Genomic DNA, 25,275 nt, shown 5'->3' with positions numbered 1-25,275 from the left:
AATTAATCTATGAAATGTCTCAAATATATATTCACGGTGATGGTACTAAATGCCATCATGCCTTCCTGTAAGAAGGACTTCCTCACTGTGCCCAACAAAAATGTTATTTTACGCCAGGCATATGTTGTTGATCTTAAAACGACTGGTGATTATCTTAATGGGGTGTATACCCGGCTCCCAGCTTTTTTTGATTGGGGGGGGATAAATTATCCGGAAATGGTTGCTGACAACATTAAGCCTATGACAGGCCTTGGTTTATTAGAGCCGTATTATCTGTGGAGTCAACAAGCCAATGATTCGAGAGGCCGCTCATTTGATATAATGGGAGTAAATGCTAACGGAGGTTGGATAGTAGGAATTAATATAGCACAAGCGTGCAGTTTTGTATTGGAAAACGTGGATAAGTATAAGGAGCAGAATCCCCAGTTAGCTGATAATTTTAAAGGGCAGGCTTATGCATTAAGGGCTTTGGTCCATTTTGCAATGGTAAATATATTTGCCCAATCTTATTTTTTTACGCCCGATGCCTCTCATCCGGGAATACCTTATGTTAATTCCTCTGATTGGGCCGAGCCCGCCACCCGTGCAAGTGTAGCAAAGGTTTACGAACAAATAATTGCTGATCTGAACAATGCCATAACATTATTGCCTGTTCAGCAGTCAGCTCCTGAAGATTTTAAGCATTCACTATTTGGCAAATTTGCTGCTAAAGCGCTATTAGCAAGAGTACACCTTTTTAAGGGTGATTGGATGGTATCTAAAAACCTGGCGGTGGAAGTAGCTTCTGCAGTTCCGGTTATGAGCATAAATGAAGGTTATCCATCCCGGTTGTTCACCAACTCAGAAACTGAAGCCTTGTTTCAATTGCCACCTTCTGATCGTTCTGTCTCGAAAAGTGCAGGCACCTATTTTACTGCTTTTAGCGCTACTTTATATGGGGGAGATTATCATGTACTATTTGCTACAAACGATATTGCTTCAATTATAAAAGAAAATCCATTGGATGCAAGAAATAGCTGGGTTCAACGAAGTGGCTCAGACTGGAATATTAAAAAATTCCCTAAAAATGTGATACCCGGGTTTCCTCAACCTGAGGGCTCTTATTTTCAGACTTTGTTACGATCCTCGGAGATGTATCTAACTGTCGCAGAGGCTTCGGCAAAATTAGGAGATGAAGTAACTGCAAGAGCATACCTGGATAACATCAGGCAAAGGGCATTGCCAACAGGAGCGCCTACTACAGCTACAGGATCAGCCCTGCTTGATTCTATTTATAAAGAGCGTCGTAAGGAACTTGCATTTGAAGGAATAAGGATGTTTGATATCCAGCGTTTGAAGCAAGCGGTAAAAAGAGTAGATGCTCCTCTTAGCGTTCAAAACCTGCCTTTTGGAAGTAATAAAGCTATTGCTCCTATTCCTACATCGGATGTAGAAAAGGGGGGGATGCCGCAAAATCCAGGGTACTAATAGTGATAACAAAAAGTAAAATGAAAATGAAGAGTGTAGCATTGGTAATATCAATGACATTATTATGTGTACATGTACATGCTATAGCACAGATTAAGCCAGGAAATATTACTGTAGCAATGAATAATAATTCCGCTGGATCAAACGATTCGATACAGGCTAATTTTGCACCTATAACTCCCATAGGTACAAGGCTTGAATGGAATTCCTATAAACAGAAGCTCTCGGGCGGGAAAGCAACATGGATCTATAAAACAGCGCAATACGTTTATATTGTATTGCCTTTTTTAACAGGTCCAAATCAATTTTGGGTGGCGGAGCCTGGAGATAGCATTATTATATCGATTAATAACCATAATGTTCAGTTCTCTGGTAAAAGCGCTGATTTGTTTAATTTACAGCACGAACTTTTTTCTATTAAAGAAAAGATGAAAGCGCCTACCAAAGAGCCGATATTGATTTACCCATTAACCGCTGCACAATATTTTGAATGGATAAGTTGGTTGGATGAATATGAGCAACGATTCACCGGCTTAATTAATTCTTATGAAGGCCGAGTGTCGAAGGGAATGTTAACCTTTCTTAAAGAAAGATATTTGGATAGGATTGTAACGCGGTTTGAAGATCTTTTTACTAAACTCGAGAGATTTGCAAAAAAAGATAGTCTTCAAACTATCACTAAAAATGATCTTAGTGTTATATATGATTCCACCATTGCGCATAAAATAAATAAATGGTTTCCTTATACTACTGATGGTTTCGTGGGTGAGTGGTCAATTTTTAAGAAGAGCATTGCGAGAAAATATAATTTTCAATTCGATAAAGATCCGCTTAATTCTGAGACAAAACGTAAAATGTTGTATTATGAAAAAGGACTAAGTTTATATAAAAATAAGCCTTTGTCACGCCAGCAATTCCTGGCAAGGTTCCTGGTTGAAGACATGATGCATGATGTAAAATTCGGTCCTGAATTAAAGGAAATGCTTGATAAATATTATGCTGAGCCCGGGTATCCAAAATACAAAGCCTATGTGAAGGAATATGAGACGAAGGGCCGGAAAGTTAGAACAGGCAAACGGCCATCTGAGTTTATATTAACCGACACAGAAGGTAAAGTATTTTCAAGCGAACAGTTAAAAGGCAAAATCGTACTAATTGATTTCTGGTTCACCGGGTGCCTCGGTTGTGTAGAATTGACTCCCGTTCTTAAAAAAATAGAAAACGAGTTTGCAGATACCAATATTGTGTTCCTGAGCATTTCCGCAGATAAGGAAAAAGCAAAATGGTTAAAGAGTATTAAAGAGAAAAAATATACTACCGGCCAGGGAATTAATTTGTATACCAATGGTAAAGGGATGGACGATATTATGTTGTATGATTTTGGAATAAATTCTTATCCTACACTTTTTTTGTTAGACGATCAGTTTAGAATAGTTGAAAATCCTTTACCAAATCCCCGCCGGGATGATGGTAAATATCTCATTGAGTTGATTCGCCGCCAGCGGGCAGAGATGAACGACGGTCCTTATGTGTTCTATGGAAAAGATGCGACTACATCTTATTCATTCAATAGTTCGGAGGTTGTTGTAAAGTCTTTTAAAGATGTAATGCCGCAGTTTCCTGTTCAAACAGATGGTAAAAAAATTTTCAATGTACAATTGAAAGATGAGTTAAAAATAGAAGAATCAGAATTTTCACGTCCTGAAAAACTGTTTGTGCTTTCCGATATAGAAGGAAATTTTATGGCGCTAAGAAATTTGCTTCAATCCAATAAAATCATAGATGAAAACTATAACTGGACTTTCGGGAATGGGCATCTTGTTTTCAACGGTGATATGTTCGACCGTGGAGATCAGGTTACCGAATGTTTGTGGCTTATCTATTCTTTAGAGGAACAAGCAAAAGCAGCAGGGGGGTATGTGCATTTTATTTTAGGTAACCACGAGATCATGAACCTTAGTGGCCGGGACAGTTATGTTAAGCCAAAGTATAAGGATAACGCGGCGAAACTGGGAAAAACCTATTCGGAATTATTTAGTTCAGACACAGAATTGGGCAGGTGGTTAAGAACAAAAAACATTATTGAAAAAATCGGCGACTTGTTATTTGTTCATGCAGGTATTAGTCCCGAAGTGAATGAGCTGAAATTATCAGTTAAACAGATGAACGACCTGGCGAGACCATATTATGATAAAGACAGCGTAGCGAGGAAATCTACAGATAAAAGTTTAGCCTTGCTATATAATACGGAGAATAGCTTGTCACCATTTTGGTATCGATTGTATTATTTGGAAAGCGAACGAAAAATTACCATGGGAGGAGATAAGGGAGGGTATGATACGCTATATAAGACACCATCGGCAATAATCGATCAGGTGCTGGAAAATTATCAGGTATCAAAAATTATTACCGGTCACACCATTGTTGAACCAAACAATACCTTGTCCGTACAATATAATAACAGAGTGATTAATACTGATACTCCTCATGCAAATGGTATATCGGAGGGATTATTAATTGTTGGCAAAAATTTCTACCGGGTAAATGACAAAGGACAACAAAATTTCTTATTTAGCGATTCAAGCCAGTCGGAAAATATTTCAGTACGCCTTCCAACAAAATAAGACTCTATACTGCAGTCGAATAATTGGGCAGCATAATTTAAAATTGCGATGCAAATAATCTGCACTGCGAGTTTCTAATTTTAGTATGGTAATTGTCTTGGCCGAGACATTCATTAACCATATTAAAACATTTATTTTATGCAAAAAGTAACATTTAAGAAGCTGTCCATTCTTGGATTGGTTTTAATGGCTGCCTCTGCAGTAACTGCCGCCATTCTTCCTAATTCAAAACCTGCGCAGACAGCATTTTCGCTTTCTGCCCAAACTGCCGATGGTGCTGCATCTACAGAATCTTGCATGCCCACTGATGCTGCAGAACTGGATCCATGCCAGGATGATAGCGCTACAGCTGGCTTGGCGTCGGGTTCAACAGACGAAGATGCTCAAGGTTCTGATGGTGCAACCACAGTTTAAGGCTGGAGTTGATCGTTTTAGATTGTAATATTAAACAACTTTCCATTGGTATAAATGGAAAGTTGTTTGATGTTTTATAAATTCATTCAATTTTTTATTGCAAAAAGTATCATTTTAAAAAGCTGTCCATCCTTGGATTCTTTTTAATGCTTGTTTCTGCTGCAGTAACTGTAGACATTCTTCTTGCTGCAAAATCTGTTCTGAGAATATTTATTCTCTCTTTGCTTTTTCCTCAGGCTTACGTATTAATGAGCGGATTTGGACTGGCCAAGCCTATCATTCGTGTGCAAATAAATTGCACTACTGCAATTTAATTTTATTCACATAACTGTCAAAGCAAGATTCGCCATAAAAACCATTGAGACCTTTATTTTATGCAAAAAGTGACAATTAAGAAATTGTCTCTCCTTAGTTTGATTTTGATGGCTGCTTCCGCATTATCCGCTGCCATTCTACCTGCTGTAAAATCAGAAAAACAGCAATTTTCACTATCCATTGAGACAAAAGACGGAAATGAGTCTTCTGCATCATGTATGGCTACTATTTCTGCAGAAAGCGATCCGTGTGAAGATGACAGCGATACTGATGGCGATCGTTCGGGTTCAACAGATGAAGATGTTGATGGCAGTGATGGCCCAACCACAGCTGCTTAATATTGGAGTTGAGTATGAATCAAAGTTTGTTTTAATATTAGAACCACATAAATTTTTATTATATGCAAAAAAAAACTATTAAAAAACTGTCCATCCTTGGATTGGTTTTGATGGTTGCCTCAGCAGTTACGGCTGCTATTTTTCCAGCTTCAAAGGAAGATAGACAAGAGGATATATTCTCCATTTCAAATCAATCCTATGATGACATTTCAACTTATTCATGTAACCCTACTGTTGACTTATTACCTGGTGATACTGTATGTCAGGATGACAGTAAAACATTAGAAGCCAATTCTGGTTCAACTTCTCAATGGTTATCGTCAGATGGTGTAACAACATTAGGTGCTTAAATCTGGAGTTGAGAGTTTCTGATTTGTAATTCTTAAATAACCTTCCATTAACACAAATAGAAAGGTTGTTTTTATCCAAACTGGTTGGAGCTTAACGTTGTGCAAATAGATTGCACGATTGCAATTTAATTTTATTCCAATGACAAGTTGTTTTAACATTTTTCCGTCTTCAACTGAAATATTGTACATGCAGAGAATATGTCATAAAGCAAATGGCTACCATGTTCTGTTATCCATTTTTCTGTGTTTGTTTTTCGTCGCGATCTCATCCTGTTCTGGCTGGCACAGCGAGCCTGATTATCCTTCGCCGGTTCACAAATACATTCCCCCACAATCCGACCTCGTACAATTGAAAGTTGCTGAAGATACCCTGCATTTCCCATTAGATGACAACGCTTACAACTCATTGAAATCGTTCAATCTTTTTACTGAAAATGATAGGGAGTTTATGTGCTTTTTCGATGAACGCTCCATGGCGGTTAGTATTTACGATCTTGCAAATCAGCAGAAGGTAAAAACCATTTCTATAAAGTCGGCCTTAAAAGACCGTAAAATATACAAGCCGACAGTTTTCATAAACAGTTTTGACAGTATTTTCGTCAATAACAACAAAGCCGTTTACCTGATCGACAGTGCTGGCGCAATCAAAAACAAGATACCCTTTCTCGAAAATCCCGGGTTTTCCTGGGCGATTTTTAATAATGATACTCCTCCAATTTTAAGGGATGGTTCCTTGTTTGCTGCTGTCCGTCCCTACGTGAACGATGAATCATTGTCTGCACTCAAAGAATGGAAAGTGTTGTACGAATTTGACTTTCAAAACAAGACGGCGAAACTACATTATCCTTTGCCTGCAATTCTCCGGGAGCAATATTATGGATCTCGTTTCCTTGATCATAGCTATTGTTATAACGACCGGGATCATTTCGTCTTCAGTTTCCCTGCTGACTCAGCAATCTATGAAACAGATTTGGCAAATTTCCACATGGCTTATTCAGGAAAAAGTATGTTCCAGCTTGGGGGAATACCTCCACTGAGTAAGCAGGAAGTGAGTGAAGATGGCTCCAAAAACTTTATGCTCAGAGATTCGTACGGGGCAATTTATTTTGATCCTACTAAAAAGCGTTACTTACGGGTTGCCATGAGTAAGATCAATGAGCAGGAATATGAAGCAAAAAAAACAAAAGATCAGCGTATCATAATTTTTGACGACCAATTTAGGATCATTGGAGAATCCCCAATCCACAATAGTATCTTATTAAAATCACTAATTATTACCAGTACCGGAAATATATACGCCCGCGTAATGCGAAAAGATGAATACGCGATTCATTTTATTCGTTTATCCTACATTGAAAAAAATAATGAACTTAATAAAATTGCAAAACATGCTGGCAATCCAATTCCATAGGATGATCGTTGTATCATGTGTTGTTATTCCCTTATTGTCTGCCTGCAACAACCGTAAAGATGTAAGTATTGAATTTGTTACCGGAACCCAGGCGCAGGATTCTATTTTCAGGAATCTGATACATCTAACGCAAGGTGCTTTGACTGAAGAAGTGCAGAACGATTCCCTCGCATTTTTAATACTACCTGTACAGGCAAGTTGCCCCAGTTGCAGGAACAAGACGATTGACAGTATCGCAAAATACGCAGCAAACCTCCCAGCACATCATTTTATCATTATTTCTGCCAATGGAGGGCGCAAAACGATCGGTGGATTTTTCAGGGAAAGGAACAAAGAACTTCCGGTCATTCAGGGAAGGTTGTTCCTGGATTCTCTTAACCAAGCGAATCAATTCAAGTTGTATGAAGAGAAACCGACCATATACTACACCGCCGAAAAGAAAGCCTATAAAAAAGTAGCTGCTATTCCAACTACTGTAAAAGAGGACTTGAGAGAATTTTTTTCTGGTCACCGGAATGACAAAAACAAACAGCTATGAGAGGTAACCCGAAGTTCGCACTAGTCATGCCCAGTACGAATAAACCCAATAAGCATTTTTCTGTGAAGTTAAAGGAGCGTGTTGTAGTGGAAAAGTCAGACTATAGGCGTCCTAATAAACTTTTTGTTCTATCTGGTATAGAGGGAAATCTGCGTCAGCTTTGCAAGCTATTAATGAGGGCAAAAGTGGTTGACAAATACCTTCACTGGACTTTCGAAGACAATCATCTAGTTCTGATAGGAAATTGCTTTAATTCCGGAGATGAAATTACAGAATGCCTTTGGCTTGTCTACTCATTGGAAGAAAAGGCAAAAAGGGAAGGTGGGCATGTTCACTTTATTTTGGGTAACAACGAAATTATGGGTATTAACGGCAACTGGCGTCATCTTCATCCTCATTATGCTGTACGCAAGAACGGCTCCAGTACCGCCTTGTATGATGGTAATAACCAATTATGGAAATGGTTATGCACGAAGAATATTATTGAGAGAATAGGCGATATGTTGTTTGTTTATGGAGGTATGGCAAAGGAAGTTTTACACCTTAACTTATCTGTTAAACAGATAAATGATCTCACACGGCCTCACTATACTCAGGCCCGTAACAACTTTTCGGACCCTGTATTATCCTTGCTTTTCGGAAATGATACATCGCCATTCGGATATCGGGGATATTGTCTTGGCACAGCGTCTGAAGAGCTGGTAGATGCCACTTTACAACACTTCGATGTACAAACAATTATAACAGGCCATCCGCTTATCAACCGTATAAACACTTTCTATAATGGTAAAGTCTTTAATGTAAACATGAATCACACATCTGGTATTTCAGAAGGCCTATTGATCAGCAAGGACAGGTTTTATAGAGTGGCTATTGACAAAAAAAGGGAAAGAATTAAATAGTTTAAAGTTTGAGGATTTTTAATCCTCTGCTTACCAGAGACTTTATCAGGATCGGACTTAAATGATAAAAGTTGTAGCCTGTGATAAATAAAGAGAAGTATAGAATAGAAATGCCTTGTTCCCGAGAGCATGAAAATTTTTCCTTTTGTGTAAGATCAAACTTAAAAAATGAACCTGGGCAGTATGATGCGCCGGCTAAAATGTTATTATTATCAGACATTGAAGGTAATTTTCTCCCGTTTCGACGTCTGCTTATTAAATGCGGGGTAATTGATTCCAGACACAATTGGATTTTTGAGAAAGGTCATCTGGTGATTGCAGGTGATTGTTTTGACCGTGGAAACCAGGTAATTGAATGTTTGTGGTTAATCTATTCTTTGGAAGAAAAGGCGAAGTTGGCAGGAGGTTATGTGCATTTTATTCTTGGTAACCATGAAATCATGAACCTGAATGGTGATTGGCGATACATTCATCCCAAATATGCAAATCCGGTTGATGATAAAAAAACTTTCACAGCTTTATACGATGGGAATATCACTTTATGGCAGTGGCTCCTTACCAAAAATATCATTGAAAAAATTGGAGATATTCTGGTAGTACACGGAGGTATATCGCCGGAGATGAACTTTTTTCCTTATTCGGTATCGGAAATCAATACTAAGGCGCGTCCCTTTTATACTTTTGCTACACAAATATTTGATGACCCACTATTATATCTCATCTTTAACAGTAACCAATCTCCTTTTTGGTACCGTGGTTATTATCATGGAAATGCAAATGAAGCTCAGGTTGATGCGACATTAGCTCATTTTGGTATTCATACAATAATAACTGGCCATACAATTGTTAGCAGAGTGAGTACTTTTTTTAATGGAAAAGTTATTAATGTCAATACTGATCACGCCGCTGGTAATTCCGAAGCCTTATTGATTAAGAATAGCAAGTTTTATAGGGTAAGTGGTGCGGGCAAGCATGAAAGAATTAAATGAGTCTACAATTCCGGCATTAGAGGAAATCCTATCTTATCAGTATAATAATACCGGAGTAGGAAGTGTAGAACCCCACTATTGCCTGCCATAAAATTTGCAACTGGTTGTCGTTCGCTTTCCACAAGCCAATAGGTTCCATACTTCGGATGTTGTTTCTTCAACTGCAAAATTATTTGTGCAATCCAATTCGCCCGCTCTAACCATTCTTCTGTTTTGAAAACTTTATATGCTTCAAGATATACTTCACCTAGACCACTCAATCCTTTTCTTTGACCAATATTCCCATCTATAATATCAGCAGGTATACCATATAATGCCATTTCTGCATACTTCCTGTAAATCAGCTCGCCCGTATATTGGTAGGCCCTTATAAAACACAATGCAATGCCTGCAATTCCATTCGACAAATCGTAATTCAGGTCTTTGTCTTTTGATGTAAGCCAATGAATGTTTCCATTTTTGTGGTGTGCTTTTTTAATTAACCATCTCAATCCCTGTTGTGCGGCATTGATACTCTCTGCATGCTTATACCAGTAGCCATATTCCAACAGGAAACAGATAATGCCTGCCAAACCATCTGCAAATCCTTTAGTTACTTTTTTCCTTTTTCTTTTGGTGAACTTCTGCCTGTAATATCCATTTACCCAACTTCCATCAGGCTCTTGTTTACTTATTAGTAAGTAAGCATAATTTTGAAGTCGTTGAATTAAGTGTTCCGAACTTAGAAAAGATTTGCAGGCCAGATTTGAAAGCCCCTGGCCTGCCAATCCTGAGACTATATTTTCTTGCTGGCTGGCTTTTTGTAATAATAAATCGATCCATTCAAAATGATCAGAAGGTTCTATTAATCGTTCTCTGATAGCAGTTGAAAGTACTGCTGCAATACCGTCGGAACCGAAATGTAAACCCGCTTTTGCCTGATTAATTCGGTCAATGTATTTCAGTTTTATCAAGTCAAGTCCTTTTTGAACAAAAGGGAGAGTTATGTCTGTATCTAAACCAATACGTTTTGCCAGAGCGAGTAAGTAGATCACACCGCTTACCCCGTGGCTATAACTGGCATACCACACTTTACGGAGTTTATGCTTGTCATCGTTGGAAGCCGGTTTCATGTCATCGGAAAACCAACCTTTTTCTTCGTCCGCCAGGAGAGGAGTAGCTAAGGTTGCAATGCCTTCTTTTATAGTTGCCAATATCTGCTCACGTGAAAAAGACAAAGGTTGGTTAACCGGCCTCGACACGTTTCTTTTCAGATCTGTTTTGTATTGTTTCAACACTTCCAGGATTTTCGTGGCATTGGGCCGCAGGTCATCTTCCGGCAACAAACATTGGGTTACAAGATGGGCCACTTGCTGATCGGGAATGAAAAAGGTTATTTTTTGTGTTAATTCAGCAATAGGTTCATTGGTAAGTTTCCCTGGTGAAACACCACTCCATATGTGAAGCATAATAGCGCCCAAGGCAAAAATGTCTTCTGCAGTAGTAGGTGTTGAAATAGCTTCCTGCTGCTTCGACATGTAGCCATAAGTTCCCAACGCAAATGCTGGTGTGGGAAATTTAGTTTTTACAGAATAACACATTTCCATATCAATCAACGTTACCTTTCCATCGGAAGAGATCATATAATTATTGGGGGTAGCATCCCGGTGCACAATCTGCTGGCTATGTAGTGTTTCCAGAATGCCGGCAATCTGTATCAGATAATCAAGGAAGCGCATGCCTAACTTACCACCTTGAATGATGGATTGCCTCAATTCCTTTCGCTTTTCCGAGCATACTTTATATAATGATTTTCCTTTTATAAGCTCAATCACCAAATAATAATTACCCCGTTCCTCGAAATAGCCCAATAGTTTTGGTATAGGCAACTTGTCCTGCAACTGTTCATGCAACTGCTTTTGCCACTTCAACCGATCTATTATATCTCGGCCATGCTTGTCTTTAGTGTCACCATAGCTACCTTCTTTAATAACACAAAACCCAAAATCAGCCAGGCTCTTGATATACAGGCATTTCACCACATCATTTTTTTGGCTTTCTTTATAACTTTTTACTATGATATAATTATATCCGACCCGCTTGCCTGCTTTTTTTTCAACCTTCCCTTTACTTTCTGACTCGGTTAAGCTTTGGGTAATACTTTCTGTAATGGCTGGTTTCATAACAAGTATTGCAATTAGTAATTGATCAATTTTTTATTTTCATAGTTTTCTATTCGCTTGAAGTAAAAAGATACTTTGAAGTAACCTTCTTCATCATAATAATAGCTTCCTCTAAACTGATCAAACTTTATTGGAGCTCCTTTTTCTTTCATTTCATTAAGAAGGTTGTAAACACTTCTTCTTGAAATGCCTAGTTTTTCTGCCAGTTCACTGGCAGTGCCGGTTCCCTTAATTCTGATAAGCCGATCTATCCGCTCAATTCTACTAAATGATTCTCTGGTCATGGTGATAAGGTATAATGGTTATACTAATTATTATTTAAGGTCATATTCTTACTCATCTGCTCAATCAACTCTCCCATACTTATAAACGATAGCCTGATTTTATCCGATACTGATTTTTCTGAAAACGAAAACGCACAAATAAAACTTCCCTCAAGTGTATAGTAATAAGTTTTGGTCAGCGTGTTAAATGCAATGGGAGCGCCAAGGTTCTTCATTAATCGGATGTACTTGTAAATGGTCCTTTCAGAAACACCTACTGTTCCTGCCAACTCCGATGGTGTGCCTGTCTTATGCTCCTGAATGAGCGTATCTATGTGTTGAAACCGTTCTATAATTTCGTTGATCATACTTCTCCGTTTTTTAAACAGATTCAGTTGCCATAAGGCAAAAGCATTTTCCCAATGGTTTTGCAACCATTGCAGTTGGTTAGTCTATAATTGCTTGGGATTATGACTTACCGGGTATTCCCCCGAAAGGGAATGGTAAGTATGCGTAGCGTAGTTACAAAAAATGTTTCTTTTTCATAAATGGATAGGTTTATGGTTGTTGACCTGGTTTTCTATTTTGCCCTACCTATCCCCGGTATTTTTAACCCGACGTATACCGGAGACAGGATCAGGCAAATAATGTTGGCAAGCAGTGATAGCATTTATCATTAAGGAAAAAGTTGCAATAAAAACAGGTTGCCTTTATGCTTCTTTGTTATCTTAATGTTATCGATATACAAGTTAGAAACATTAATTGTTCCATTTGGTGCCATTTTTGTTCCAATCGGTGCTTTTTTCTTAACATACGGCTTTAGCTAAACGGCCCTGTCTAACCGCTGATAATTTAATTTCCATTCTCCGGGCGTAACCCCAACCACCTTCTTGAAAGTCTTCGATAAACCACTTTCACTTTTAAACCCGGTTGCCTTTGGAATGGCCTTCAACGGCTTGTCTTGTATGAGCATCGCTTTTACTTTTTCCAATCTGAGATATCGCAAATACGCATGCACACCCATCTCGAATTCCTCTTTAAAACCTTGCTTGAGTTTTTTTTCTGAAAGCAAAACGATCCCCGCCAGGTCCTTAATGGTAATGTTTTGGCTCAGGTACTTCGCTAATATTTGAGCTGCCTCCTGAACCCGTTTAATATCATGACCGCTTAATGTCCCATTTTTTTTCATGGCTGATTCAATTAATACCTACTCCTATAAAAACGTTATTTAATATGTTCGGGGTAGCGGAAAATACCTGAAATTATTCCGCATGACTGCAGTTAAACTGCAGTCAATATTAAATTTTGGTTTAAGTGCGGAACGTGAACATTTTGTGGGCCAGGCGCCAAATAAGGCTTATGAATAGTGTTTTGTATACGCCTTTAGTGAATGGATACTTTTTAGGAAATGCGCTTTATATAGGGGATATGGTAAGGATATCCTAAGGATAACCTGCGTTCAAACAGGGAGTACCCTTACTTTATCTGTAAAGAATGTGCTGTATAAGTGCGAAGTTAGAACGGCAATGGACCTGCTTTGATAAATGTCAAAATTAACGTACATGCATATCTGGCTGGTTTTTAATAAGTAACTTTGTTACATGGCCGAATTTTTTGCACCATTCCTTATTAACCGAACCATCGGTAAGCTTACATTTTACCAAATGGAAGGCAAAAACTTTGTGCGCAAAAAAAGTTCGCTCACCAGGAAACGGGTGCTCCATTCCCCTCAATTTGCACGCACCCGCCACTATGCCGGGTTGATGGCTAAAGCATCCAGGATCGGCTCCCTGGTATATAACGCATTGCCGGAATACTGGCGGCAGGGCTGGATGTACCGGTCTTTTACCGGCGAAGCGCTTACCATGCTTAAAGCAGGGAAAAACGAAACAGAAATACAACAAGTGTTGTGGCTGCGATATGTAGAATCCCTGGTCAATAAACAACCTAAGAAACATAATATTGTTCCTTTACCTGTCCCGCCTAAGCGGGCGTACCAAAAAAAGAACAGCGCCTACTGGGAAAATAAAACAATTAAGAGCGCCCGGCGAAAAGCCCGAAAGCAGCAAGCGTTATATTATGCCGGCCTGCTGGCACGGGCATCCAAAATAGGGTCGAAATTATATGCTGCTATCCCGTGTAAATACAGAAGCCGTAGTTGTTTTCAACAATTAACTGCTTTTGCCATGCAATTATTGAAAGATGAATGGGACGAATCAGAAATCGTAGCTGAACTGTTACCAACATTGCCACAGGAGCAATCTGATAAGTGCCTACAATTAACTCCTAAAATGATTATAGCCGGTTTAGTACACCAGCCAAAGGGACAATACTATTTTATTACTTCCCTGCACAAACGCCCCGGCCTTACACCGGCCAGGGCGATTTTTATCAGGTGCATATTGTGTTAGAAGGTATATCCAACGTTAAACATGAAATTTCGTGGCGTTCCGGGGCCTACCATGTTGGGGTTAGCCTGTGATACTACATACTTTTTGTTTTCAATATTATTAAGGTTCACAGATAGCTTGATCTGTTTTACCTGGTAGTATAATGCGGCATCAAAAACAGTATAACCTGGTAAAATAAAATAGGTTAACCGCGTCCTTTGACTCGATGCAAAATTGGCTCCGGCGCCAATACCCAATCCTCTCGCCAACCCATTCAGCAAAGTATATTTTGCCCAAAATCCACCCTGGTTAAAAGGCGCTGCTTCCTTCCATAGCCCGATCTCAGTATCAATTTTACTTTTTGAGATCCGGGAATCATTGTAAGCATAGTTCGCATTAACCGATAAGTTAGGGAGAATATTACCGGTAACTTCCACTTCTATTCCTTTTGAAGTTTCCTGCCCGCGCTCTTCAAGCAATTGCGGGTTGGTGGTGCTTTGTGCGTTAACTAAAATATTATTCTGCTCTATTTTATAAGCTGCGATTGTTACGGCAAGCCTTTTGTCGAACCACTCACTTTTTGTGCCCACTTCAACCATTTTGCTCGTTAGTGGATCGAATGGACCTCCATATATTTCCGGCGCTCCTATAGTGCCGGCACTTTGTGGTTGAAAACCCTCAACGTAGGTAGCATAAACATTTATTTGTGACGTGAGGCTATACACCAGGCCAACCCGGGGAATAAGCGCTGTTTGATTTACCTTTTCCTGGGTTGAAGTTTTGAAGTTGAGAAAATCGGTATAAAACTCTTTTCTTAACCCTATGAGCAATTGCAGCTTTCTCCATTTAATGAAATCCTGTACGTAAACGCTTTGTGAATAATATTTGGTTGGCGCAGTTACTGTTCTTGTAGTAAAATAATTATTGGTATTGGCCGCCGAATAATCTGGCTTATCCAGGTTATAAAAAGGAACATTGGGTACAGGGTTGCCTTTTGCATCTAATAAGTACTGGTCCTTTTTGTTTTTGTCGTACGTTGCTATGGAGCCGGTATTGGCTTTATTTCTATAACCAGTGGCGCTGTTATTGGTTCCGCCGGCAGGCACAAGGCTTTGAATATAATCAGACCCGACTACTATTTTATGGTTTATCTCGCCTGTGTATACATCGAAATTCAAATAGGTAGTTAAGTTGTCATCATACCTGGTGCGTTTCCGCTCAATAGTGCTTTGTAAAACCAGGTTGGGTAATTCATTGCCCGCGCTATCCAGGGCATAGGCATTACCGCCACGGTGTTCAAACTGGTCTTCAAAAAATTTATACTTTAAATAAGAAACATTCCAGGAAAGGTTAGAACTGAATTGATGGTTCATGATAGCTGACAGGTAAAAAGTTCTTTCTTTCAGGTAATCACTCGCCCTCGACATGCTTTGAGATATAGGAGTAGTAAACAAGCGGCTGGCGCCTTCGGTAGATGGGCCATATAAAGGCTGACCTCTTTCTGTTCTTCCATTGATAATGCTATAAACAAAATCTACATCAATTCTTGTTTTTTCATTAGGCACAAATGCCAGGGTAGGGGCAATGGATACATCTTCTCTTTCCTGCAGGTCCCGAAAAGTGGCGCTGTTTTGGTAAGCCGTGTTCAGGCGATACAGGATCGTTTTTTCTTTATTCAACGGCCCGGTAAAATCGGTATACACTCTAAGCGTTTGAAAACTGCCGGTTGAAATATTAGCCGAATGCCTGTTTATTGGTAATGCCTTTTTGGTAACGTTATTTATTGAACCACCCGGTTCTGTATTACCATATAATGCAGAGGCTGGGCCCTTCATTACCTCAATACGCTCCAGGTTATTTACGATCAGTGAGTTAAACGATCTGCCGCTTACCCGTAGCCCATTGATAAACTGATAACTGTTACCGGCTACGCCACGTAGTGTAAACCGGTTTTCAAAATTATTAAGGCTTACACCACTTATGTTTTTTAAAATATCATTTACGCGAAAAGCCTGCCGGTCAATGATCAGTTCTTTGGTTACATAACTTACAGATTGCGGTAATTCCTTAAGCGGTACAGACGATTTTGCGGCTGCGATCGACATTTCATTTCTGTAAGTCCGCTCCCGGTAGCCGGAAACCACCACTTCGTCTAATTTGCCAATGCCTTCTACAACAATGAAGTCAAAAACATATACTTCCTTTCCTTTGGAAATTATTATTGAATCGCTTTTCTTTTGTATGCCGATCCCGCTTACCGTAAGCGTATAGATGCCCGGATTTACATTTTCTATTTTATATTCACCGGTTTCATCGCTAACCGCTCCTTTATTGGTTCCCTGTAAAACAACATTCGCAAATTCAGCGGGTTTCCCGGAAGTGTTTTTAATTTTTCCTTTTAATGTGGCGTTCTGCGCCATCGAAAAGCTATTAATCAGGAGCATGGTGATAATGCTCAAATGCAGTTTGTTCATTTGGGTTCCTGTTTTTCAATCAATACCGCAAAATTATTTTCCGGGATCAGGATACACTATAACAATGCGGAAATTCATTTACGAAATAAGGAAACTGTTAACTATATGTAGAAACTGCACCCCTTTTATTTACTCTTGATAAACCTGATGTCCCTGATGTAAATATCCCTTGAAAGCCCAGCCGCTAACTTTACGATTATATCATGCTGGCCTGAAACATTTTTAATTGTTGCTTTGAATGTTCTCCGGGTATTTTTATTGCCTGTTGACGTCACCGGTACAACGGCTATCATTTGACCCTCTTTCAGATCATCCAGCCAGATCTCCAGTTTCCCGCCGTTGGTAGCGGAAGCAGTGATCTCTACGGCTGCAGTTGGATTTTTTTCTGTACCTAATTCAACACCAGCAATCATAAACCATCCGCCGTATGTAGAATTGTTGGTCACGGTTAATTCTGAACCTTGCTTTATTTTTTCAACCCCATAGTAATTGCTGTAACCGGCAGCCGGTAACCAGGAAGTGCCATCCTTGCAAACAAACAGGTCGAAGTCGGCCGGTTTTCCTTCTGCAAACAAGCCAACACTTGTTCCTACCCAGGAGTTGTAATTGGGTTGTACTTTGTCGATACCAACCGCACTGATGGGTGCGCCGAGTGCCGTCCAGGTTTTTCCGTCACCACTACAGAATGCTGTCAGGTCGTGCTCCATTCTTACCAGTTTCAACCAAACAGTATTACCATACCGGTTGGGAATGCTGCGGATGGCGGTGTCGAGTTTGAAAATAATTTTCTTTCCATTATCGTATCCGCTGTACAATTGCGCGAAGACCTGTTGATTTCCATTGGTCAGGTAAATGCCTGCTTTGGTAAAATTATCAGCAGCATTTACTTCAACACGGGTAAGTGCAGTGTAGTAGTGGTCCGTTTCTTTTTGAACAAGATGAATGCGGGCAGTATCGGGTGTAAGGCGTATCCAGCCTTTTCTGGCAGATAAAGAATAATGACTGGCCATTTTTCTGCTTAAAAAATGCCACCAGGTTTTCAGTGAATCGCTCTCAAAATAATCGGTGTGAACACTTCGCCAGCGGATCCCTGATTTTGGCAAATTGGGTTTTACGACCGGTGTGCTTACCGGCGCCACGCCCCAGGGACGATCGCCTTCCCAAATCACCTGGTACAAGGAGGTTTGCCGTCCCATGCCCGACCAGTCGTTACTGCCAACACGTTCATAACTTTGACCGATCGTCCACCAGGTGCCATCTTCCAGTTGAACAGGGGCAGCTATATGGTTGGGACTTCTGAAACTGACATTTGGATCTGTAATGGGTTTGAAGAAATTACCCAGTCGTTCCCATTTGGTTGAATCGCTTGTTAAAGCGGTTCCTCTTAACGCGTATTGTCCGCCCGCCACATCTCCTGCAGGAAAATAATAATAGTAGCCATTGCGTTTGCACATCACTGGTCCTTCTGCCCAGCTGTATTGCAGTTTGGCATTTATCCAGTCGAGATTGATGACGGTATCGGTCAATTGTCCGTCGCGGCCAAGCGCCTGAATGCGGTTCACCTTTTGCCCATTTTTGATGACCATATAGGGCTTGCCATCATCGTCTACGAAAATAGAATTGTCATAGCCGAGAGAACCGGTGGCAGGATTTGTTTTCACTTGTACAGGATCACTCCAGGGACCTGCCGGTGCGCTGGCTTTGGAAAACCATTGTCCATTGGAGGAAAAATAGATCCAGTATGAACCATAAAAATAAGTGATAGCCCCCTGCCATATTCCACCCGATGGTTTGTCTGCTACCCAATTTGACTTTGATGGAGGAACCACCCGGCTGATCACCTGCCAGTGTACCATGTCTTTTGAATGATAAATGGGCAAATAAGGAGTAAAATGAAAGCTTGACCCGCAGTGATAAAAATCATTGCCCACCCGTAACAGCGTTGGGTCTGGATGATCGCCGGGCAGCACCGGGTTTACATAGGTGTTCACTTCGTTGTAAAAATCAGGATTGTCGGGCAAGCCACTCTGGGCATGAACGGTTGATATATGTAATAGTATGCAGCCAATGAACAGGCTGGTCCATTGAAGAAAGCATTTCGTGGTTTTCATCAGGTAAAACTCGTGGAAATGGTTTTTCCTGCATGCTACATTTCAACAATTCTATGTATCAAATGTTCAACCGGGTAATTTGTCAAAAATTCGGATCAAAATTAAAGTAGATGGGGTTCGACAGCGCCACCATATTCCCTGTCAACGCCATCGATTCGGGGACCTGTGGATAGGCGTTAGGCCTTCCTTCCACCACCACGCGATACCAGGTACGGCCAGTAGCTGCCGGCGTATCAGTGAATTCTATCGTGGGTGTTTTGCCGGAAATTTTATAAGTGCCGAATTCGGAACCGTTCTTCACCACGCGAACGGTGTAGGTGGAGTCTGCATCGGTTTTCCCTGATAATAGTATGCGGAATTTTGCCGGCTTGCCGGTTCCTTTGGCGTTATCACCCATCATCATATCTGCTTTGCCATCCTGGTCAAGGTCGGCATAAAATTCAACGCGGGGTGAATATGGATTGGCGCTGACAGATACCCGGCCGTTCGTGAGCGCATCTACTACAGCCTGCGCAGATCGTGTTGTTGCAAATACCCAGGTGGTTGGGGTACCCACATAATTTGACTTCCTGGTGGGGGTGTTTGCCGTTGCTTTATCGGGCGAATCCGGCGTGCCATGGTGTGCATCGCTGCCGCCTCTGCCGGTTAGCTTGCGACCTGAGGAAAGCATGTCGTCCCAGATCATAATGGCATTGGCATTTTTCGACCAGAGCGAAGAGTTCCACACTTCAATGGAATTGACTATGTCGTAGGAATAACCGAAATTATCTTTACCGCTTGGGTGATTGGCCGATAAATGGATGCCGAGCCCTTTCTTCACAGCGCCTACCACCACGTCGCGCTGATCACGAACATCAAACAGGCGTTGGTGATCGTATGGCGTGGCCGAAAATGCATTGCCATGACCGCGGGTGGTTGTCCACTCAGCGCCATATAACAGCACCAATGAATCTGATCTGAATTCCGGATCTACCCAGGTATTATGGGCAACATCGCCATCAACATGATTGTCGTGGTCGGTGATGCAGATAAAGCCGAAGCCGACTGATTTGGCATAACTGAGGATCTTCGCAACAGCATTGTTCGACGATTCCTTGCTGTGCCGGGAATGTACGTGCAGGTCGCCTTTCAGCCATACGCCATCGGTGACACTGGCAATGGGCGGCAGCTTTACGGGATCTATGGGCGCCCAGGGGTTGCTGTGTGCCGATTGACCTGATGAAGTGTTACTGATACAAGTCATTATGCCCATCAGCAATCCGCCGTGGATAATATTTTTGAGTTGAGTGATTTTTTTCATCCTGTATTTATTGGGGTCGAAAATAATCATTTCCTCTTCATATGCAAGCGTGGCCCGGTGCTACAAAGAAAATGTCGGATTTGAATAAAACAAAGTCTTATTCATTGAATTTTGGAAAACCCACTGCTGTTAACTTTGTTGACAATTGACCTTTCCGTTCCGGAATAAGCCAGGCGGATATCGTTAAAATTTTTTTCCATAAAAAAGCCATATGAACAGAAGAACGCTTGTAAAACAACTCGGTCTTTCCCTTCCTGCTTATCTCTTATCGAAACACGTGAACGCTTCTTTGTTGGAGAAGCTGGAAGCGCAATATGCGCAGGCGCCTTTTAAAGCCACCTGGGAGTCTTTGCAGGGCTACGCCGTGCCAGAATGGTATCGCAATGCCAAGTTTGGGATCTGGGCGCACTGGGGGCCGCAATGTGCACCCGAGTATGGCGACTGGTATGCCCGCAGTATGTACGAGGAAGGAAGTCAACAATACAAATATCACCTGGAGAAATATGGGCATCCCTCCACATTCGGGTTCAAAGATGTGATCCATCAATGGAAAGCCGATGAGTGGGACCCCGAACACCTTGTTGCTTTATACAAACGGGTAGGCGCTAAATATTTCTTCGCCATGGCTAATCACCACGACAATTTTGATCTGTGGGATTCAAAACACCAGCCCTGGAATGCTGTGAAAATAGGCCCTAAAAAAGACCTTATTGGCGGATGGGCCAAAGCTGCTAAAAATAATGGATTGCCTTTCGGCGTAAGTGTGCATGCGGCCCATGCCTGGACGTGGTTTGAAGTAGCACAGGGCGCAGATAAGAACGGGCCGTTTGCCGGCAAGCCTTATGATGGAAATCTTACGAAGGCAAATGGCAAAGGTACCTGGTGGGAAGGCCTCGACCCGCAGGCGTTGTATGCGCAGGGCCATCCGCGCAGCGAAAATCCTACAGACAATGGAATGATCCATAAGCAATGGGAATGGGGCGGCGGTGCGTCGATACCGTCAAAAGCGTATTGCGATAAATTCCTGAAAAGGACTATTGAACTTATAGATAAGTATCAGCCGGAACTGATCTATTTTGATGATACCGTATTGCCTTTGCACCCATTTAGTGATGTAGGACTGAAGATAGCAGCGCATCATTACAACCAAAGCATTAAACGCAACAAAGGGCAGCTGCAGGCGGTGTTGAATGGCAAGATCCTCAATGAAATGCAGCGCAAATGCATGGTGTGGGACATTGAAAGAGGGCAAAGCAATGTAATAGAACCGTTCACCTGGCAAACAGATACCTGTATCGGCGGATGGCACTATGATAAAAGAGTGTATGAAAACAAGAGGTATAAGACCGCCAAAACCGTAGTGCAAACACTGGTTGATGTAGTAAGCAAGAACGGTAACCTGCTGCTTAATATACCGGTAAAAAGCAATGGCACCATCGACGACCAGGAAACAGCCATTTTGGAAGAAGTAGGAGCCTGGATGAAGATAAATGCCGAATGTATCTATGATACAAGGCCCTGGAAAGTGTTTGGCGAAGGTCCGGCTATGGAAGGCGCCGCGCAACTAACTGCACAGGGATTCAATGAAGGCAAAGGAAAACCTTTGGGGCCTGGTGATATGCGTTTTACAGCCAAGGGCGATACGTTGTACACGATTTTATTGGGCTGGCCTGAAGAAGGGAAAATAAAGATCAAAAGCCTCTCAGAAGGAAATAAATTCCGGCCCGGCGCCATTAATAAAATAGAAATGTTGGGCGGCGGTGAGCTGCGTTTTCAAAGAAATGCAGAAGCATTGGAAGTTACGCTGCCGGAAAACAGGCCTGCATACCAGTATGCAGTAGTTTTGAAGATCAATTAATAAGCAAGGATATATGAAGGATGAGATCGTGCTGCCTAAGGTGGTTTTCGGAACAAGTGGCTTAGGCAATTTGTATGTAGCATTGAGTGAAGCCGACAAATGCGCCATTGTAAAAGAATGTATACAGCATTCAACCAGGCCGGCAGTATTTGATACCGCCGGAAAATATGGCGCAGGCCTTTCCCTGGAGTCGTTGGGAAAATGCCTGCAACAATTACAGGTGAAACCGGAAGATGTTTTGATCAGTAACAAACTGGGGTGGTACCGCATTCCGCTCACTACACCCGAACCTACTTTTGAACCGGGCGTTTGGAAAGATCTTCAATACGACGCAGAACAACGGATCAGTTATGAAGGCATACTGCAATGTTTTGAACAGGGCAATGAATTGTTGAATGGCTACCATGCACAACTGGTATCTGTACATGATCCGGATGAATACCTGGCCGCGGCAACAGATGAAACCGATCGGGTAAAAAGATTTGAACATATCAAAGACGCATACCGCGCATTGTTCGAACTGAAAGCCGCCGGTAAAGTAAAAGCGGTAGGCGTAGGGGCGAAAAACTGGAAGGTCATTCAGCAAATCACTGACCAGGTACCACTCGATTGGGTGATGATCGCCAATAGCATGACGCTGCATTCACATCCCAATGACCTGCTGCAATACATGCAGCAGTTAAAAGAAAAGAATACCCTGATCATCAATTCGGCTGTATTCAACGGTGGATTTTTAACCGGCGGTGATTATTACAATTACAAATTAGTAGAAGCAGGCAACCATGCGCACGATGAATTGCTGCAATGGCGAAAGGATTTTTTTGCTTTGTGCAATGAATATGGCGTACAATCTGCACATGCCTGCATACAATTCGGCATACAGGCGCCCGGTGTTACCAGCATTGCTTTAAGTACTTCCAAGCCATCGAAAGTAAAAGGCAATGTAGATATGGCTACTATACACATGCCCGCTGGTTTTTGGGAGGAGCTAAAGAAGCGGCGGTTACTAAAGGCTCGAGTCAATCTAATATAAAACAAACACAAAACCCTCATGGCAAAACATGAGGGTTTTATTTTTATAATTCATCTTTCCTCTTTTTCTTTTACCGGTTACCAGCTCCGCCTGATACGGAACCTGGTACACTGCTTCCTGTATTCAAAGAGTAGGAATAGGGCGGCGAAAATACCGATGAATTGGGGGCCCAGGTAGGAATACTTGTACCTGAAAATACATTTCCGCTGTTCCAGTTTATTCTGCCCTGTGCACTGCCTGAACTGTAATTGGCCCAGGCCCTTGATTGGTTCTGGAAATAACAGTTTTCAACCCTGATCTGGCTTTCGTTGCCAACACCAATGCAATAATTGCTGCCGGAAGCGGCATAATAATTATTGTAAACATGCACCTGGCCAAAACGTACGCGCGGCATTCTTTCTACGCAGCCTGCATCGTACCAGTTATGGTGCATGGTTACGCGCAATTTGCCTCGGTCGCCGGTTGCGCCGTCACTATTACCGATCAGGTTAACAAACTTGTGCGAAGTTTGACCTGCAAACCGGAAACGGCACCAGGATACAGTAACATTATCTGCAGCACGTACAATATCCAATTCCCCATCTGCACAATCGGTAAATGTGCATTTGTGAATGAATACCCTCGTACTTCCGGAAACCTCAACGCCATCCCCGGTGCCAACACCTGAAGGATTGGTGATATTAAGGTTTTGAATAATTACATTGCTTACGCCTGAAAGCCTGAGACAACCAATGACACCGGCGCTGGAGTTGGCGCCAATGATCGTTTTGTTCGACTTAACATTGATCTGGCCTGATCCCAGGTTGATATTACCGGAAACCGTAATGACCATGCTGGAGCTGGATTCGGCGGCAGACTTGAATGCCGCCTGGGTGCTAACTGTTACGGATGAACCACCGGCCCCACCTGTAGTTCCGGCAGCAAAACCATTGGCTGTAGCTACTGTAAATTCTGTTGAGGCTATTCTGTCTCCTTCGTCTGTATCCTGTTGATCGTCTGTTTTATCGTTTTTACTACAGCTTGCAATTAATAAGGCAATAGAAAGGGTAGCGCCGGCAAAGACGGCGCCAAATGGCAGAATCGTTTTTTTCATACTGGCAATTGTGTTTAATGGTGATGTAAATGTTTATGTTATAGCGCTATAAACATCAGAAAAAAGACCCGTAAATGATAGGGGCGAATTAAGCGTAAAATTGAATGGTTGAACTTGCTTTTGGGATATGGTGGGATGGTGATATAAAGTTACTTTCGTTTTTTCGTTAGCGTGATGGCAGAAGTATTTTTATTTACGCAATCGTTCCCGGAATGGATGAGGAGTTTTGATAATCTGAATTTAACTGACGGATTCTTTATTGTATTTGCCTTTATAATCAAGAGGGGAGAGACCGGTTATTTTTTTAAATACTTCTCTGAAGGTTTTGTCATCTGAATAGCCTACTTCATTCATTACTTCAAAAATGCTTTTCCTTCCTCTTTCCAATGCTTTTTTAGCAAACTCCACTTTTACGCGCTGTAAATATTCCACCGGTGTATTGCCGGTAGCTTTAATAAAGCGCCGGTCAAAGTTGCGCCTGCTGACTGCCAGTTTTGAAGCCAGTTCTTCGAAAGAGATCTTTTGACTTAAATTTTCTTCGATATAGGTTTGCGCCTGATCAATTAATTCATCACCATGATTCCGCTGCGCCTGAAAAATGTGAAAAGGCGATTGCGATGTTCTTTCAATTTCTATTTGAAAAACTTTTGAGCAGAAGATAGCCGTCTGCCTGTCGAAATATTTTTCAACCAGGAAAAGCATCAGGTTTAAAAAGGAATAGGCGCCACCGTTGGTATATAAACCCGGTTCAACCGTAATTAGTTTATCTATCTGCAGGTTAACGTTCGGGAACAGCCGTTTGAAATCGTTAGCGGCGCTCCAATGCGTGGAGCAGGTTTTGCCTTCCAGCAAGCCTGTAGCGGCCAGTAAAAAGGCGCCTGTACAAATGCTCGCAATTTCGGCTCCTCTTTTATATTGTTCTTTGATCCAGGCTATAAGCGCGGGATTGTTTTTAAGTGTATTGTCGTAATCGTGTAAAAGCGAAGGTATAATTACCAGGTCGGTTTTTTTGACGTCTGCAATATCTACAGGATATACCGAAAAGAAGCCTATGTCAGATTTCAATTCAGCTACCGATCCCACCACCCGTACTTCCATCATTGGTTTGTTACCGAGCTTTACCCAATAGCCATTTGCACGGTTCAATATTTCTAAAGACCCTGCTATGCTGCTCAGGTGCGCGTTCCCCGTTGGGGCAACAATAGTCACTTGCTTCATCGCAAAAATTTTAGATAAAATCGAT

At 41.5% G+C, this 25,275-nt stretch carries 21 protein-coding genes; 12 read left to right on the top strand and 9 right to left on the bottom strand.

The window, feature by feature from the left end:
* Window positions 1–9 precede the first annotated feature (9 nt).
* From FAM09_RS12480 to FAM09_RS12440, 9 genes are all read left to right on the top strand, one after another.
* Window positions 10–1,467 (top strand): RagB/SusD family nutrient uptake outer membrane protein, encoded by a 1,458-nt coding sequence (locus tag FAM09_RS12480; RefSeq protein WP_136577454.1) that lies wholly within the window; start codon window positions 10–12, stop codon window positions 1,465–1,467.
* 20 nt (window positions 1,468–1,487) lie between these two features.
* Window positions 1,488–4,091 carry a metallophosphoesterase gene (locus FAM09_RS12475; protein ID WP_136577453.1) on the top strand — a complete coding sequence of 868 codons (2,604 nt, stop codon included), beginning with the start codon at window positions 1,488–1,490 and terminating at the stop codon, window positions 4,089–4,091.
* A 138-nt stretch (window positions 4,092–4,229) separates the two neighbouring features.
* Entirely contained in the window at window positions 4,230–4,505 is a 276-nt protein-coding gene (locus FAM09_RS12470) for a hypothetical protein (protein WP_136577452.1), read from the top strand.
* A gap of 374 nt (window positions 4,506–4,879) precedes the next feature.
* Window positions 4,880–5,158: a hypothetical protein gene (locus FAM09_RS12465; RefSeq protein ID WP_136577451.1), complete on the top strand. Its 279-nt coding sequence runs from the start codon at window positions 4,880–4,882 to the stop codon at window positions 5,156–5,158.
* A 62-nt stretch (window positions 5,159–5,220) separates the two neighbouring features.
* Window positions 5,221–5,508 (top strand): hypothetical protein, encoded by a 288-nt coding sequence (locus tag FAM09_RS12460; RefSeq protein ID WP_136577450.1) that lies wholly within the window; start codon window positions 5,221–5,223, stop codon window positions 5,506–5,508.
* A 187-nt stretch (window positions 5,509–5,695) separates the two neighbouring features.
* Window positions 5,696–6,919, top strand: coding sequence for a DUF4221 family protein (locus tag FAM09_RS12455; RefSeq protein WP_166437117.1), 1,224 nt, complete (start codon window positions 5,696–5,698; stop codon window positions 6,917–6,919).
* Window positions 6,897–7,457 carry a hypothetical protein gene (locus tag FAM09_RS12450; protein WP_136577448.1) on the top strand — a complete coding sequence of 187 codons (561 nt, stop codon included), beginning with the start codon at window positions 6,897–6,899 and terminating at the stop codon, window positions 7,455–7,457. Before FAM09_RS12455 ends, FAM09_RS12450 begins: the two co-directional genes overlap by 23 nt.
* Complete coding sequence (locus tag FAM09_RS12445) at window positions 7,454–8,359, top strand: metallophosphoesterase (RefSeq protein ID WP_136577447.1); 906 nt, start codon at window positions 7,454–7,456, stop codon at window positions 8,357–8,359. Before FAM09_RS12450 ends, FAM09_RS12445 begins: the two co-directional genes overlap by 4 nt.
* An 80-nt stretch (window positions 8,360–8,439) precedes the next feature.
* Window positions 8,440–9,348, top strand: coding sequence for a metallophosphoesterase (locus tag FAM09_RS12440; RefSeq protein ID WP_136577446.1), 909 nt, complete (start codon window positions 8,440–8,442; stop codon window positions 9,346–9,348).
* Window positions 9,349–9,350: 2 nt separating this feature from the next.
* Here FAM09_RS12440 and FAM09_RS12435 read toward each other — a convergent pair whose 3' ends face one another.
* The 4 genes from FAM09_RS12435 to FAM09_RS12420 form a co-directional block, all read right to left on the bottom strand.
* Complete coding sequence (locus FAM09_RS12435) at window positions 9,351–11,510, bottom strand: lanthionine synthetase LanC family protein (protein ID WP_136577445.1); 2,160 nt, start codon at window positions 11,508–11,510, stop codon at window positions 9,351–9,353.
* Between the two features lie 14 nt (window positions 11,511–11,524).
* Complete coding sequence (locus tag FAM09_RS12430) at window positions 11,525–11,794, bottom strand: HTH domain-containing protein (protein WP_136577444.1); 270 nt, start codon at window positions 11,792–11,794, stop codon at window positions 11,525–11,527.
* A 23-nt stretch (window positions 11,795–11,817) separates the two neighbouring features.
* Entirely contained in the window at window positions 11,818–12,141 is a 324-nt protein-coding gene (locus FAM09_RS12425) for an HTH domain-containing protein (RefSeq protein ID WP_136577443.1), read from the bottom strand.
* A gap of 455 nt (window positions 12,142–12,596) precedes the next feature.
* A complete protein-coding gene (locus FAM09_RS12420; RefSeq protein ID WP_136577442.1) occupies window positions 12,597–12,962 on the bottom strand; it encodes a helix-turn-helix domain-containing protein in 366 nt (121 codons plus the stop codon).
* Between the two features lie 412 nt (window positions 12,963–13,374).
* On the opposite strand from FAM09_RS12420, the gene FAM09_RS12415 reads away from it, so the two are divergent.
* Window positions 13,375–14,184: a hypothetical protein gene (locus FAM09_RS12415; RefSeq protein WP_136577441.1), complete on the top strand. Its 810-nt coding sequence runs from the start codon at window positions 13,375–13,377 to the stop codon at window positions 14,182–14,184.
* Here the strand turns inward: FAM09_RS12415 and FAM09_RS12410 are convergent.
* The 3 genes from FAM09_RS12410 to FAM09_RS12400 form a co-directional block, all read right to left on the bottom strand.
* Window positions 14,181–16,637: a TonB-dependent receptor gene (locus FAM09_RS12410; RefSeq protein WP_136577440.1), complete on the bottom strand. Its 2,457-nt coding sequence runs from the start codon at window positions 16,635–16,637 to the stop codon at window positions 14,181–14,183. The two genes, FAM09_RS12415 and FAM09_RS12410, sit on opposite strands and share 4 nt — an antisense overlap.
* 125 nt (window positions 16,638–16,762) lie before the next feature.
* Window positions 16,763–18,748, bottom strand: a complete 1,986-nt coding sequence (locus FAM09_RS12405; RefSeq protein ID WP_136577439.1) for a family 43 glycosylhydrolase — start codon at window positions 18,746–18,748, stop codon at window positions 16,763–16,765.
* 82 nt (window positions 18,749–18,830) lie between these two features.
* Window positions 18,831–20,048: a CehA/McbA family metallohydrolase gene (locus tag FAM09_RS12400; protein WP_136577438.1), complete on the bottom strand. Its 1,218-nt coding sequence runs from the start codon at window positions 20,046–20,048 to the stop codon at window positions 18,831–18,833.
* A gap of 211 nt (window positions 20,049–20,259) precedes the next feature.
* Here FAM09_RS12400 and FAM09_RS12395 point away from each other — a divergent pair, with 211 nt between their 5' ends.
* Both FAM09_RS12395 and FAM09_RS12390 read left to right on the top strand, forming a co-directional pair.
* Entirely contained in the window at window positions 20,260–21,906 is a 1,647-nt protein-coding gene (locus FAM09_RS12395; protein WP_136577437.1) for an alpha-L-fucosidase, read from the top strand.
* A gap of 13 nt (window positions 21,907–21,919) precedes the next feature.
* Window positions 21,920–22,939, top strand: a complete 1,020-nt coding sequence (locus tag FAM09_RS12390) for an aldo/keto reductase (protein WP_136577436.1) — start codon at window positions 21,920–21,922, stop codon at window positions 22,937–22,939.
* 70 nt (window positions 22,940–23,009) lie between these two features.
* Here the strand turns inward: FAM09_RS12390 and FAM09_RS12385 are convergent, their stop codons facing one another.
* Both FAM09_RS12385 and FAM09_RS12380 read right to left on the bottom strand, forming a co-directional pair.
* Entirely contained in the window at window positions 23,010–24,032 is a 1,023-nt protein-coding gene (locus FAM09_RS12385; RefSeq protein WP_136577435.1) for a pectate lyase family protein, read from the bottom strand.
* 240 nt (window positions 24,033–24,272) lie between these two features.
* Window positions 24,273–25,250 carry a GlxA family transcriptional regulator gene (locus FAM09_RS12380; protein WP_136577434.1) on the bottom strand — a complete coding sequence of 326 codons (978 nt, stop codon included), beginning with the start codon at window positions 25,248–25,250 and terminating at the stop codon, window positions 24,273–24,275.
* Between the last annotated feature and the right edge of the window lie 25 nt (window positions 25,251–25,275).

Origin of the sequence: Niastella caeni, assembly GCF_004834005.1 — a bacterium.
In the GTDB taxonomy this organism is placed as follows: Bacteria; Bacteroidota; Bacteroidia; order Chitinophagales; family Chitinophagaceae; genus Niastella; species Niastella caeni.
Note: the sequence above shows the minus strand (reverse complement) of the source record. Positions and strands in the feature narration are given on the sequence as shown.